The 14,236-nt window shown below is 57.7% G+C and carries 7 protein-coding genes and 4 pseudogenes; 5 read left to right on the top strand and 6 right to left on the bottom strand.

Translation table 11 applies throughout. The features are described from left to right. Window positions 1-8: 8 nt before the first annotated feature. The 5 genes from PBT88_RS20260 to gmd form a co-directional block, all read right to left on the bottom strand. On the bottom strand, window positions 9-995 hold the full coding sequence (locus tag PBT88_RS20260; RefSeq protein WP_270079330.1) for a mannose-1-phosphate guanylyltransferase: 987 nt from the start codon (window positions 993-995) through the stop codon (window positions 9-11). A gap of 412 nt (window positions 996-1,407) precedes the next feature. Then, window positions 1,408-2,418: a glycosyltransferase gene (locus PBT88_RS20255; protein ID WP_270077081.1), complete on the bottom strand. Its 1,011-nt coding sequence runs from the start codon at window positions 2,416-2,418 to the stop codon at window positions 1,408-1,410. Window positions 2,419-2,487: 69 nt separating this feature from the next. Beyond that, window positions 2,488-3,144, bottom strand: a complete 657-nt coding sequence (locus PBT88_RS20250) for an ABC transporter ATP-binding protein (RefSeq protein WP_270077080.1) — start codon at window positions 3,142-3,144, stop codon at window positions 2,488-2,490. Between the two features lie 218 nt (window positions 3,145-3,362). Further along, complete coding sequence (locus PBT88_RS20245; protein WP_270077079.1) at window positions 3,363-4,229, bottom strand: NAD-dependent epimerase/dehydratase family protein; 867 nt, start codon at window positions 4,227-4,229, stop codon at window positions 3,363-3,365. Continuing rightward, the gene (gene gmd / locus PBT88_RS20240) at window positions 4,217-5,254 is read right to left on the bottom strand and encodes a GDP-mannose 4,6-dehydratase (protein WP_270077078.1); all 1,038 of its coding nucleotides are present in this window, start codon (window positions 5,252-5,254) and stop codon (window positions 4,217-4,219) included. Before gmd ends, PBT88_RS20245 begins: the two co-directional genes overlap by 13 nt. 277 nt (window positions 5,255-5,531) lie before the next feature. On the opposite strand from gmd, the gene PBT88_RS20235 reads away from it, so the two are divergent. The 3 genes and pseudogenes from PBT88_RS20235 to PBT88_RS20225 all read left to right on the top strand — a co-directional run. Continuing rightward, entirely contained in the window at window positions 5,532-6,713 is a 1,182-nt protein-coding gene (locus tag PBT88_RS20235; RefSeq protein WP_270077077.1) for a glycosyltransferase family 61 protein, read from the top strand. Between the two features lie 72 nt (window positions 6,714-6,785). Beyond that, window positions 6,786-7,877: pseudogene (locus tag PBT88_RS20230) on the top strand (IS3 family transposase). Between the two features lie 56 nt (window positions 7,878-7,933). After that, window positions 7,934-8,170 (top strand): annotated as a pseudogene (locus PBT88_RS20225) (transposase); the annotation flags it as partial. A gap of 167 nt (window positions 8,171-8,337) precedes the next feature. Here PBT88_RS20225 and PBT88_RS20220 read toward each other — a convergent pair. Next, window positions 8,338-11,748 carry a glycosyltransferase gene (locus tag PBT88_RS20220; protein ID WP_270077076.1) on the bottom strand — a complete coding sequence of 1,137 codons (3,411 nt, stop codon included), beginning with the start codon at window positions 11,746-11,748 and terminating at the stop codon, window positions 8,338-8,340. Window positions 11,749-12,139: 391 nt separating this feature from the next. Here PBT88_RS20220 and PBT88_RS20215 point away from each other — a divergent pair. Continuing rightward, window positions 12,140-12,767 (top strand): annotated as a pseudogene (locus PBT88_RS20215) (IS5 family transposase); the annotation flags it as partial. Between the two features lie 123 nt (window positions 12,768-12,890). Beyond that, window positions 12,891-14,219: pseudogene (locus tag PBT88_RS20210) on the top strand (IS701 family transposase). The last annotated feature ends 17 nt before the right edge of the window (window positions 14,220-14,236 follow it).

The following is a 14,236-nucleotide window of genomic DNA, read 5'->3' as shown; positions in this document are numbered from 1 at the left end:
AAGTAGTGCTAGATGCGTTTCATTGCCTCAATAAGCTTCTTAACCTCTTGGCTGCGGCCGCGGGGCAGGATCAGCACGTCGCTGCCGCTCGCCACTACGATCAGATCGTCGACGCCGACGATCGCGACGCGCACATCGTCGGTACGGACCAGACAGTTGCTGGTATCGATCGCGATCACCTGACCGGCCGATCCGCTATGCGTATTGCCGGCGGCGTCGAGCTCGCTGATCGCATGCAGCGCGTCCCAACTGCCGACATCGTTCCAGCCCATGCTGACCGGCACGACCGCAACGCGCTCGGCCTTTTCCATCACGGCATAATCGATCGAGTCGTCGGGCGACGCCCCGAACGCTTCGGCATCGGGATAAACGTGCGCGCCCTCTCGCCTGGCCTTGTTCATCGCCAGTTGGCAGCTTGCTAGCATCTCAGAGGCATGCACCGCGAGCGCGGCGAGATAGACGTCTGCGCGGAACAGGAAGATGCCACCGTTCCAACAATGATCGCCCGCCGCAAGCATCGCCTCGGACTGGTCGCGCGGCGGCTTTTCGACAAAATTGGCGACGTAGTGAAGGCCGCCAGAAATTTCCTCGCCGACCTTGATCCAGCCGTACCCCGTCTCGGGCGCATCAGGCGCGATACCGAAGGTGACGAGCCAGCCGTCGGCGACTAGCGGCAGGGCTGCCTGGATTGCGGCGTGGAACGCGCCGATATCGGCGATGACATGATCCGACGGCATCACCAGCAGTGGGCTCGCGACGTCCGCGGCAAGCGCGATCGCAGGCACGGTGTTGCGGTCCATCGGCTCCAGGATCAGCGCCTGAGCGCGGGCGCCGACATGTTGGAGCTGTTCGTCGACCATATCGGCATGGCGTGCGTTGGCGACGATGATCGGCGTCGCGAAATCCTCGCCGATCGCACGCAGCGCGGTCAGCTGGAGCATCGTCTCCTCGGCGGTTAGCGCCAGCATCTGTTTGGGGCGCTCGGGCCGCGACATCGGCCACAACCGCGTCCCCGATCCGCCAGACAGGATGACAGGCGTGATCGGTGTCGAAATCGGCATAAAGCATCTTCAGCAAAGTCTGGACGCACATGCGCGCGAATTTCGGCTTGCGAGAGCAACTCTAAAGACAAAGCGAAGGTCGCAGGATAGCTAAATTTTCAGGCAGGCGATCACCGCCATGATCGCCACCAGCGTATCGGCCACGTCGCGCACCTTGATCGATGAGCATTAACATGTGGATGAGACCAGAAACCGCATCGCCAATGTCGTGCCAGATCGGCAGAATGAGATATGGAAGATGGGTTTCATCAGGAGTACTCGATGACGCAGAAAACCCCCGGCGACTTCGCAGGGCGCCCTCCTCGGCGTTGATCGGCAAAGCGCCCTCCCGCCGGGAAGGGGCGTTTTACGCCATCTCCTGAAACACCGCATTCCATTGTGCGCCGATGTGCTCAGTGGAGAACAACTCGATTGCCCGCGCGCGCGCCTTGGCGCTGACCGAGCGAGCGTAGCTTTCGTCGCTCAACAGGGTTGTCAATACGGCGCGGGCTTCCTTAACCGTTTTCGCGACAATGCCGGCGCCGTGCGCGAGCAGTGCGGGGATTTCATAAAATATGTGCGCCGGTGCAAAGTCGACGGCCACCACCGGCATGCCGGTCATCAACGCTTCCATGAAGTTGAGCGTGTACGGTATCTCCGGCCCCGAGCAGTACAGATAAGCCCGGCAGGCATTGTAATGAACGGCCTGCTGCTGCGGCGACAATATGCCGATATGCCCTTGCATGCCTTCGTTGCCGGCCCCGCCCAGCATCGACGGCAAGCCTTGTACGATTTCGCCATAGCGGGCTGCGGATTCGGGGTAACGCCGTACTAGCGTGTGGCAGAAGGTAAGGATATGGTCCGCATGTCCAGTCCACGGCCCATAATCGTCCGGGTTCTTGCAAAACCGTATCAGCGCGGTCTCGCCGCAATAATCAACGGCGCGCCTTTCCATGGGGGAATAGCGCACGACATGCATGCCCCGCGCCCGCAGACTGGCCGCGGCTGGCTCGATACCATCAATGTTTTGGCCGATCGTACGCCAGATTACGGGGCGCTGCGACAATTCGGACCAGAAACGATTGATGAATTCAAGATCGTGCATGACGACAACGATGTCGAAAAGCGCAACGAAATCGGACGTTATTATTGTCTCATGTGCATATTGTGGGCCATAATGATACCGACATCCCATATCATGGAATAATGTTAGAAAATCCCTCTCTGTTTCGTTGAATACAATACTATTTCGAAAAGGCTCGATCGCCTCAAATCCAAAGTTTACCCCCAAGGTAAACACATCATGGCCAAGAGATTTAAATAGCCTTACCTCGTCGTCTTCGAGAACAGCATGGACAGAAACATATAATATTTTCAAATCTCAATCCTCCCCATTCAATCTAAATGACATAGTTATTCTGTGAAGTTTTTGAAACAAGAGAGGCGATTAATTGGCTTGGTTGTACGTATGGACAGCGATCGCTTCGTCGATTGTATCGTAAAACACCAGTTGACCATCATGCAGTACAGCGCCGCGCTCGCAATAGGCGCGAAGGGTATGCGGATCGTGGCTTATCATCAGCAAGGTTCCCGCTTCCCGCCGATGGTGGAGCGCCTCTTCGCAGCGCTGGCGAAAGCGATCGTCGCCAGCCGCGGTAACCTCATCGACCAAATAACAGTCGAAATCTATCGCGAGGGATATGCCGAAGGCCAGCCGGGCCATCATGCCCGCAGAATAGCTGTAAATCGGCTGATAAAAATAAGCCCCGAGCTGCGCAAAGTCTTCTACATAATCGAGTAGCTGCCCAATATCTCTACCGTAAATTCGAGCAATAAAGCGGGCATTATCTGCCCCGGTTAAGGTAGACTGGAAGCAGCTTGAATATCCGATAGGCCAAGAACAAGATACCGTCCGGGTAATGCGTCCTTCACTTGGCGCTTCAACGCCTGAAATGAGTCGCATCAAGGTCGATTTTCCGGCGCCATTCGCGCCACAAATGCCGAGACTGCATCCGGTCGGAATATCGAAATTCAAACCATTCAGAACATCCTTGCGGAATTTCCGAATATGGTAACTTTTCGAGACATTTTGAAAAGATATCATATATCAAACCATATAAGCGATGACGACATTGCAGGAATTACTCGCAACTTCATAAAAAGGGCAATGTCGTGCGCCATCCCGATGGGTATCCAGTGTACGATGCCAACTTGCAATTCTCAAGCTACGGTCCCCGGATACGAGGCCTGCTGGCGGCGGTGCAACCTTTTAGGGGCAGTGTCGGCCAGCTCTATCCGGCACCGTACCGTGATCGTATCACCTCATTCGGACGCACCTGCCTCATACATCCATCGTAGTATGTCGCTGATCGCGCGCGGCCGCCAGTCCGGCAGCGTGTCGCGCAGCAGCGTGGCGTCGCCACCCAGCACTTCGACGTCGCCTTTGCGCACGAGCGCCTGGTTGACTTTGACCTTGATGTGATGGCCGCTGATGGCCGTCAATTGCTCTAGGATATCGCCGATCGAGGAGACGGCACCCGTCGCGACATTGACGACAGGCGGCACGTCGGCCGCCAACGCCAGCCGAACACAGGCATCGGCAACAGATCGCACATCGCCGAAATCACGCCGCACCCAGGTATTGCCCAACTCGATCACGTCCGCCCGCCGGCGAAAATGGTCGACGATCTTCGGAATCAGATACTGCGTATCCTGACCCACGCCGGTGTAGTTGAATGGGCGCGTCACGACGATGTCCAGGCGGTCGCGCCAGAGATCAGCCCCTTGTTCCATTGCGCGCTTGCTGATCGCATAATGGTTGGTGGGGTTGGTGGGGGCTCCCTCGGCAATCAGCCCCTCGGCTTTCGGGCCGTAGACCTGCGCACTCGACGCCAGGATACAGCGTGCGCCCGGCGCCTTACGGGCGACCGCCTCCAGCAGGTTGAGCGTGCCAAGCTGATTGACCGCGTAGAAAGATTGCCAGTCCGCCGCATTGACGAAGGCGTGACCGGCGAGATGGATTACCCGGTCGAAGTCGAGCGCGTCGACCGCGCGCTCGACCGCAGATTGGTCGCGCAAATCGACCCGCAGCACGACCGGCGTTGCGCCGGCCGCCTCCAGGGCGGCAGATACGGAGCGACCGGTAAACCCGGTCGCTCCGGTCAGCGCTACCCGCATCAGAACGACCAACCCGCAGCGTTGCGCCGCATGTCTGCTTCCATCATCAGGCGCGTGAGTTCCTCCAGCTGCACTGTGGGCGTCCAGCCAAGATCCTGCGCCGCCTTGGCAGGGCTGCCGATCAGCAGATCGACTTCCGCCGGACGATAGAAGGCCGGATTGACGCGTACAAGCGTCTTGCCGCTCTTGCGATCGATCCCGGTTTCGTTCTCTTCCTTGCCCGACCAGTCGAGCTCGATGCCGACCTGCGCGAAAGCCAACTCAACGAAGTGGCGCACCGGCTCAGTCCGGTTAGTTGCGAGGACGTAGGTGTCGGCAACGTCATGCTGGAGCATCAGTCGCATGCCTTCAACATAGTCCTTGGCATAGCCCCAGTCGCGCTTCGCATCGAGATTACCCAGCTCGAGCACCTCAGCCTTGCCCTGTGCGATCTTGGCGACTGTATCGGTGATCTTGCGCGTCACGAACTCGCGACCACGCAGCGGCGATTCATGGTTGAACAGGATGCCGCTGGCTCCGAAAATCCCGAAGCTTTCGCGATAGTTGACAGTCAGCCAATGCGCGTAGAGCTTTGCCACGCCGTATGGGCTGCGCGGGTAGAAAGGCGTATCCTCGGTCTGCGGGATCGCCTGAACCTTGCCGAACATCTCCGAGGTCGACGCCTGGTAGAAGCGGATATCGCGATTAACCGTGCGAATCGCCTCCAAGAGATAAGCGGCGCCGAGCCCGGTGATCTGGCCGGTCGTGATCGGCTGGTCGAACGACACGCCGACGAAGCTCTGCGCGGCGAGGTTGTACACCTCGGTCGCCTCAGAAGCTTCAATCAGCCGGATTGCCGACCCCATGTCGGTGAGGTCATATTCGACGAGCTTGAGCTGGGAATGGTTGGTGATGCCAAGCTCGTCGATCCGCCAGAAATTGACAGAGCTCGTCCGGCGATACGTCCCATAGACCGTATACCCACGCCCTAGCAGGTTTTCCGCCAAATACGCGCCATCCTGGCCGCTAATCCCGGTGACGATGGCGGTCTTAGGCATATTCTCTTCCCTCAATGACATGGCAACGCGCCATAGTGGCGTCGCGCCGCGATAACCAGAGGGTCGTGTTTGTGCACGTTAAACGTGGGGAAGAAACGCCGTTTCCTTTCACCCGATCAGACTCGGGGCGGGCAAGCCGGCGCCTTTCAGCCGCGAGCCCGGTTCTGCGAGCCGGCGCGATCTCCGCTGGATCGCGGTGAAGGGCGTGTCATCGGCTTGCCATGACACCGGCAACCCGGCATGTAGAGGTTCGATCAGCAAAGGCGTGTACAGACTAATGCGGATGTTGTTCAATATATTTGACGTTGATGAATTGAGTCGATCGAACGTCCAAGAAGCTCCTCCTGGAGTATCGATCCGCATCGATTCGGACTGGCGCACTTTTCGCCGCTATCGTCCGGATTATGTCGCAGCAACAGATCAGACGGTGTGGGATCGGGATTATTACAATCCCGTTGCTTCTGTACCCTGGTCGGGCTTCGTTATGGCTGACGATGCCTTTGTTCTGCAGGATAATCTGACGCTGGTCGGAGAGCATGTGCTGATCGGGCGTGCCATGATGTATCCTTTCGAGGTGTTTCCATACGTTAAAGACGATATGGTAATTACTCCGGCCGAAAATGGTCAGTGGCAGCTCGAGAGGCCCGATGAGGTCCAGCATTTAAAAGGGACTACGCTGAGTCTGGTTGTGGATGGTTGGCGCATCTATGGTCATTGGCTTGTCGATATGCTTCCCAAGCTGGAACGAGCACTGCGTTCCGGCATCCACATCGACCAGTATTTGCTGCCGGCACCCAGTAAATCCTGGCAGTTCGCCATGTTGGATGCCGTAGGGCTGCCGCGGGAGCGGTGCGTCTTTGTAGACCTGGCGAAAGTCGCTGTCCGGTGTGAACACCTTGTAGTTCCGACCTACGACCGGTTTAATTCGGAGGTTCGTCCGGATTTCATTCGGGTGCATGAGCGCCTGCGGCGGCAATATGCCGCAGATATCGTGCCAGAGATCGCGAACAGAAATCTTTTTGTCGCCCGCGCCGAAGGCATGAGAACACTCGTAAACCGACAGGCCGTTGAAGACCTTGCAATAGACCTGGGATTTGAAATTATTCGCCCGGAGACGATGACGCTCCCCGAGCAAATCAGGTTGTTTGCCTCCGCTCGCTCGATTATGGGGGAATGCGGATCTGCCTTGAATAACGCGGTGTTTTCTCTCCCGGGTACGCACGTCGCCGCGCTTCAGAACGCTGATCACCCTGACCACCTGCAGGCGCAGATCGCTTTGTTGAAGGGGCAGAACATCTACTATGCCTTGGGTGAGCCGGCTGGCGACTGGGGCGCATTTCACGTCCCGCTCGCATATGTCCGTGCTGTGGCCGAGCGATTGCTGACTCGACCGGTAACCCGGGACATCATTCCAGAAACCCTTCTACTTTCGCCTGATGAAGCGCGACTGCAATCGTGAGAGGTGGCCTGGAGGATTTGCAGTGGATTGTCGGCCTGAAGGCAGCCAGAATGGCTGCGCGCAGGAGGCATGATGAGCAAGCGGCTGCTTCGGAATCATAGTCCGGCATTCAAGGCGAAGGTGGCGTTGGCCGCGGTGAAGGGCGGGAAGACGCTGGCCGAGTTGGCACAGCAGTTCGACGTTCATCCCAATCTAATCGACCAATGGCGAGGGAAGTTGCTGGAGAGCGCGGCGGACGTGTTCGGCTCGGAGCAGGCTCCGGCCGAGCCCGCGGTCGATGTGACGGTGCTACATGCGAAGATGGGCGAACTGACGCTGGCGAACAATTTTTGTCCGGAGCGCTCGGGAAGGCCGGACATTGCCGAGCCCAAAGCGATGATCGACCGTTCTCATGATCTGGCGGCCTCACAGCAGGCGCGGCACCTCGGTGTCAGTCGCGGCAGCATCTATCATCTGCTTCGTCCGGTATCGTCCTGCGACCTGTCGTTGATGCGCCGGATCGGTGAACTGCACATGACCTACCCGCTCGCCGGCGAAGGCGTGAAGGTCGGGCGGTTACACGCCGCGACGCTGATGAAGAAGATAGGCGTCGCGGCGATTTACCGACGGCCCAACCCCTCGAAACCGGCGCTCGGACACCGGATTTACCAGTATTTGCTCCGCAAGCTGGCAGTCACGCGACCAAACGCGGTTTGGGCGACCGACATCACCTACGTGTCAATGGCACGCGCCTTCGTCCACCTTGCCGCCCTTGTCGATTGGTTCAGCAGACGGGTGCTGGCATGGCGCGTGTGGATCACGCTCGCGACCGATGTCTGCGTCGAGGCATTGGAGGAAGCGTTGACGCGCTTCGGTAAACCCGAGATCTTCAACACCGATCAGGGAAATTCACCAGCACCGGGTTCACAGGCGTCCTCCAGCGAGAGAAGATCGCGATCAGCATGGACGGCAAGGGCTGTTGGCGCGACAACGCCTTCGTGGAGCGCCTTTGCCGCTCGGTGAAATACGAGGAGGTGTATGATCACGCCTACGCCTCGATGCCCGAGACGCGCAGCGATATCGGTCGATATTTCGGCTTCCATAATGCCGTGAGGCCAAACTCGAGCCTTGGTGCGGGATACCCGACCAGAATACTTCAACCAGCCGCTTCTCGCAGCGGCATGATCAACGGCCGACAATCAACTTAATGAGCCCGCGAGACTGTGCAGACAAACCGGGCCACCTCTGACGCGCTCATTGTCCCGCCCAAAATCACGCTTATGCCGTTGCCGTCAAAATGCCCCGAGCTCAATCCGGTCGAAAACCTCTGGCAGTTTATGCGCAGCATTGGGCTTTCGAACCGGATCTTCCGATCTTACGAGGACATTCTCGACCATTGCTGCTTCGCTTGGCACCGCTTCGTCGATCAGCCATGGCGCATCATGCCCATTGGTCGACGGAAATGGGCACATGCGTGATGATCAATGGGGCTTGGTATCAGCCGAGCGGCATGACTTTTATCGGTGTCGCCAAGGATGATATCGTCGTTCTTGAAAAATACCGCGAGGCTTTATTGAAAAGGTTAGGTTTTGGGTGCTTTCGGTTGAATGATCATGCCGAAATTGCGCCCCGATACCCGTGTCGGTCAATAAGCCCAACCTACATCGACCTGCTCCAGCACCGCCCGCACCTCCTGATCGAAAGCATGGTGGCTGAATCTGCTGTCAGCATAACCGATCTGCGCCTGGCGCACCGTGTTCCACCACGCTTCGTCTTCGATCAGGCGGCTGACTGCCTGGCAAAAAGCTTCGCCCTTGGAGTCGATTTTCGCGACTGCGAAGTTGCCCCTGGCCTCGTCGCTGATGCCGATCTGGTCGGCGAGCAACTCGGTCATCACGATTGGGATTCCCGTCAGCATCGATTCCACGACTTTGCACGGGATGCCGGCCGAATACCGCGTCGGTGCCAAGGCGACGACAGATTCCTCGTACAACTCGGAAAGTCGCTGCTCTGAAACCATCCCTAGGAAATCGACCCGCGCATTGAGATTATTTTCACGAAATTCACGCAGAATGGCTTCGTCCCAGTAGCCTACGAACGTCAGTCTTTGGTTGTGCTTTGCGATCATCTTGGCCGAGCCACGCAAAAACCATTTCAGGCTATCGAAGTTCGGTGCAAGCGGTGAATGTACCGCGCCGACAAAGAGCAAGCGCGTGCGCTCCTTCCACGGCCTGGTCGAGCGTACAACGCCGCTGACCGTGTGCGAGATAATCGAGACGTTACGCAGGCCGGTGGATTGAAGGAAACCCGTATCCCGCTCATTTACCGCGATGAAACGGTCGACGATCGCGGACGCGTTGAACTCTGCCGCAACAAGGTCGACGATTTCGCTCTCGGACGGAGCCTGCCCTTGGAGCTTTGCCAACTCGATTGTCCGCTGGACGCTAACCGCTTCGGTATCGCAGACAATCTTGGTGTTCCAGATGTCCTTATGGGTCTTTAGCACCTCATAAAAACGGGAGAGATTGTGCGATCGGCATACCCAGATGTGGGAGTATATGCCGGGCGAGCGGTTAAGGACTGCCTCGACGGATTCCCCCGGCATCCAGTTGCGGTACAGCATGACGTCGCCGAACTCGTAATCATCGATCTTGAGGGTCGGGTTCACGGCGACAACGTCATAGGCGACGCCCATTTTATGGAACGTGCGAAGCACCTCGGCAGCCCGGCCGAAACCTGATCCGAGCCTCGGATCAGGAACCAAATCTTCAATCACCAGAATGCGACTCTTCGCCACGCCGAGCCGCGCCAAGCCCGCTGCACCCATGATTTTATCAATCGTCGGCCGCGCGCCTAGCTTCGAATGTTTCTTGAGCAAGCGTTTTCGATTGCGCAAAATTGTCGGATGGCTGACCGTTGGGGGGCGGCCCTTCATGAAGCTAGCATGTTCGTAATGCGTGATGGTGATCGCGGAATCGACGTACACTTGTTTCCCCAGAGCCTCGTTCAGCCGGAAGCAGAGATCGACCTCTTCATAATAGCCCGGCGAGAAGATGGGGTCGAACCCCCCGAGACTTTCGAAGTCGGTTCGCGACAGGCAGAGGAAGCAGCCCGACACATAATCGACCTGCTCCACGCGCTCTATGGCGTTGTAGCTCGAGCGCTCGCCACGCCCAAAACCGAACGAATTGCCGTCGCCGGCAATGAAGGCGCCGATTTCCTGTATGGTCAAATCCATCGACAAGATGCGTGGCCCGATCGCCCCGCAGTTCGGAATTCGGAAGTAACTTTCGACAAGGTCGGCGAACACGCTGGGTTCAAATTCAATGTCGTTGTTGACGACCACGATAAGTTCGCCGGTTGCCATGCCGGCGCCCAGATTGGCGGCGCCGGGATAGCCGAGTGCTTTCGCTTCATCGACGTATTTGATTCCGGAGGTCGCGGCGAGCAATTCGGCGGTCGTATCGGAACTGCCATTGCTGACGACGATGACTTCCATCGTTTGCCCAGAGCGCCGCTTGAGTTCCGCGGCGCCAAAAAAAGCGAGTTCCAAGAACCGGGCCGTGAAGCTCGCCTGATTATGGACGGGCACAATCACGGATAGGACTGGGGATTCGTTGTTCAGCGGCGTAAAATCGACGGGATGACGCTGGCTGCGGGTCAGTGCGTCCTTCGCTCGACGTTCGTAGAGCGCCTTGGCCTGAAGCATATCGATGTTCCGGTCGGCCAAGGGGCGGGCGGCTCTCATGTTTTCGTGCCGACCAATCAGCAGGAAATATTCGAGCAGCGTTATGCTGAGCTTTTGACACTGTTCGCCGATCCAAGGGTATCGCTGCGCAAAATACGCATGGTCGAAGTAAGGATTTGGGTTTCGCCCTTCTCTTACGCCAAAGAACAGGAAATGATGAGCAACGCTCCGGACATGATATCCGTCGGGAACTATATCCGGATAACTCGCTTTATAAAAAGCAAGATCGAAATCAGGCGAGAAAGGGACATCATGAGTGTCTGAATTCGCGCAAAAACCTTCAAGCAGTGACGCGTAGTTACCGTTTCGCACATCCAGCCGCGTTGCAGGGTTCATTGTCCGATAATATTCGGGATCGAATAGAGCAGATGTTCTCCTCTCATCAAACTGTCCCAACGTGACGAAATGGCGGAACAACGAGTGGTTTTCCGTCAAATCCGGATTGAGAATCTTATAGGCGGTCGGGCAGAACAGCCAATGCGGGCGTATGTTCTGCAGATCGCCATTTTCTAGAAAGTCGATATAAGGGTCTGATTGTGGAGCCCAGCGGTCGATTCGGCCAGTCGCGAAAGCTTGCTCTCGTTGCGATTCGTAATAACCCGGATGAAAAAGCCAATGCGACAATATCCCCCGCTTGAACGCGATTTTTAGCCGGGAGATCACTTCATCGAGCGTAAAGTCGGCAGGCTTTTTGTCGGTGCCAAAGATTGTCCGGCGCAGATCGCGATTTTTGAGGCCGCCAATCTGGAAGAAGGGAGAAATCTCGGCCTCGCCGGTTACAACCATCAGCGCCGCGAGGGCTTCCAGTTCCGACCTCGAAACGTCCCGAAGAGCAGGAACATTTTTATTGAAACGAAGAAACCATTCTTTGTTGAAAGCCAGCAAATCTCGGAAAAAACCAGCCTTTTCAGGCCTTGGTTTATATTCGTTGGCAATCATCTCGGAAAGTATTCGAGCATGTTCCGGGATTTGGTCCGGATTTAGGAATCCATTAAGAGCATCTATCCCAGATAATAGAAAATCAGGCCATGTGTTGGAGCGCGGAAGACTTCCTCCCATTTCAACGAGGAATGGTGGAATATAATCAATTATTCTCGCGTCTCGTCCTTCAAAGATACTATCGAAGCCTTGCCGTAGAAGTACATCGCATTTGATGCTGAACTCTTCGGATTGAATAAGCCCATTAATTACGGTGATTTTAGGAACGCCAACCCATGGATGGCCTGCCTCCGGCTTCCGGCCAATAAAGATATTGTACAGAAGATCTACCGCATCCTCGTCGCAAGGCGCGTTCAGAAAATCATCCACGATTAGATTTACCTTTTAATTCAGATGGCCGACTGGTCCGTTTGATCTGTCCGATGTGGGCACGCCGCTTCATATTCGAGACTGGCATCGCCATATCAATCTGCTGGCTGCGTGCAAACGTGATTCTACCGCATCCATAGATCGCCGCCAACGTAAGCCGACGCACCATCCTTCGATCTTCGCGCAGCAGCCCTGACTGAGCCAGCGTCGAAATCCGAGCGAAGCGCGATCGGCATGGCAAACGTCCTGTGTGTCGCTATGTCGGCCTCTGTGCATTATCCGGACACGGATTCACGGTAGGGCAGGCTTTCACATTCGGGCGTGAATTCATAAATTGGGTTGAGCGTTCGCTACGACCGTGATTCGGGCGTCTTTCGAGAGCGGAGGACGGATGACGCGGCGACGGTATGAACTGACGGACAAGGAATGGCTCATCATCGAGCCCTTGCTGCCCAACAAGCCACGCGGTGTGCCCCGGGTCGAGGACCGGCGGGTGCTAAACGGCATCTTGTGGCGCTTCCGATCAGGCGCGCCCTGGGCGGAGATTCCTGAACGCTATGGACCATCGACGATCTGCTACAACCGGTTCGTCCGCTGGCGAAAAGCGGGCGTGTGGAACCGGCTGCTGGCGACAGTTGCCGCTGGCTTCAACGGCGAACTGGTCATGATCGATTCCACCTGCGTGCGCGTCCACCAGCATGGTGCGACGGTAAAAAGGGGGATCTTCAGATCATGGCGTGGGACGTTCCCGGGGCGCCCTTACCACCAAGCCCCACGCGCTCGTCGATGCTGATCGGCGTCCTGTCAGCCTACGATTGACGGGTGGAAACGTCCATGACGCGTGTGAAGCCAAGGCGCTGATCGCGGCGGCTCCGGAGAGCGCCACCCTGCTCGGCGACAAGGGATATGACTGCACCGCCATTCGCGATGCCGCTGCAACCCGAGACACATGGGCCAATATTCCCAACCGCTTCGACCGCAAGCAGCGTTACGGCTTTTCGACCCGGCTCTGGAATCAGCTTCCAGCCCCCTTGGGAATCCTGAATGTCGATCCGCGCTAGCACTACTTTGGCAGGTTGAAGGAACCGACAGGGATCGTCATGGATTCGGATGTGTCAGTGTAGGCTGACGGATCCTTTGCGATGGCGGTGGACGAGAGCTGGCGGATTGATCTGGAGCGATGGCTTGAACCGTTCCTGGTCGGGCTATCGCATCCAGCGCGGCGCAGGATGTGCCCGCTGTATATTGCTGGTCTGATTGGTCCAGGTGACCGCAAGAGCGTGCAGCCTATGGCGGCTCGCGCCGGCGAGGTCGGCTACGACCAGCTTCATCATTTTGTCGCGGCGGGCGTCTGGGACAGCGCGCCTTTGGAGAGGGCTCTCCTGACGGAAGCGGATCGCCTGGTCGGCGGCGACGACGCCTTCCTGGTCATCGACGACACGGCATTGCCGAAGAAGGGGCGCCACTCGGTGGGCGTCGCGCCACAATATGCCTCGTCGCTCGGCAAGACCGCGAACAGCCAGTCGCTGGTGTCGGTGACACTGGCATCGGGCGAGGTACCGGTGATGGTCGGCCTTCGACTGTTCCTGCCGGACAGCTGGACGCGCGATCCGGAGCGGATGGCCCGCGCTCGCATCCCAGCGGACCGACAAGTCGCTTTGTCGAAGCCCGAGATTGCGATCGAGGAGATCGACCGTGTCATCGCGTCCGGTGTCCGATTTGGCTGCGTACTTGCGGATGCGGGTTACGGGTCGAGCGCGCCGTTCCGCCATGCGCTGAGCGAGCGTGGCCTTGTGTGGGCAGTCGGCATGTCCCGGCGACAAACGGTTTATCCCACCGATGTCGCCATGATCTTCCCAACAGAGAAGGCTCGCAAACCGCGCAAGCACCACATCCCAAATATGCCGCCGGTCTGCGCAGAAGAGGTGCTGGCCGGCCAGAGATGGCGAAAGATAAGCTGGCGACGCGGCACGAAGGGCGCGCTCACATGCCATTTCGCTGCATGCCGTGTCCGCATCGCAGACGGTCCAAAGCACCGCATCTTCGACAAAGGCGTCTCCAGAATGCCCGGCGACGAAGTTTGGATTATCGGCGAGCGCCGCGCGACCGGTGAGCGCAAATATTACATCTCGAACCTGCCCGCGCACACGACCCTCAAAACTCTCGCAGCTGCGGTCAAAGCCCGGTGGATATGCGAGCAGGCCCATCAGCAGCTTAAAGAGGAACTTGGCCTCGGCCACTTCGAAGGCCGGTCATGGACGGGGCTACACCGACACAGCTTGATGACGATGATTGCCTACGCCTTCCTCCAGTCCCGCCGCCTCCAGGTCGCGGGACGGAAAAAAAAGAGTCTCGGGACCGCCGCCGCAACCGAGCATGCCGGCTGTTAGGCAGGCCATCCTCGACCTCTTCGCACGACCACCACCCTCCCGATGCCCACAATGTCGGCGCCAACCAAGCACGCCGGCTGAACCTAAAGTGCCAAAGT

It is taken from the genome of Sphingomonas abietis (genome assembly GCF_027625475.1).
Classification (GTDB): Bacteria; Pseudomonadota; Alphaproteobacteria; order Sphingomonadales; family Sphingomonadaceae; genus Solisphingomonas; species Solisphingomonas abietis.
Note: the sequence above shows the minus strand (reverse complement) of the source record. Positions and strands in the feature narration are given on the sequence as shown.

What these genes read in the sequence shown, in the direction of transcription:
- PBT88_RS20235 (WP_270077077.1), top strand. Translation starts at nt 5,532, where the DNA reads ATGCGGATGTTGTTCAATATATTTGACGTTGATGAATTGAGTCGATCG.
- gmd (WP_270077078.1), bottom strand. Translation starts at nt 5,254, where the DNA reads ATGCCTAAGACCGCCATCGTCACCGGGATTAGCGGCCAGGATGGCGCG.
- PBT88_RS20250 (WP_270077080.1), bottom strand. Translation starts at nt 3,144, where the DNA reads ATGATATCTTTTCAAAATGTCTCGAAAAGTTACCATATTCGGAAATTC.
- PBT88_RS20260 (WP_270079330.1), bottom strand. Translation starts at nt 995, where the DNA reads ATGTCGCGGCCCGAGCGCCCCAAACAGATGCTGGCGCTAACCGCCGAG.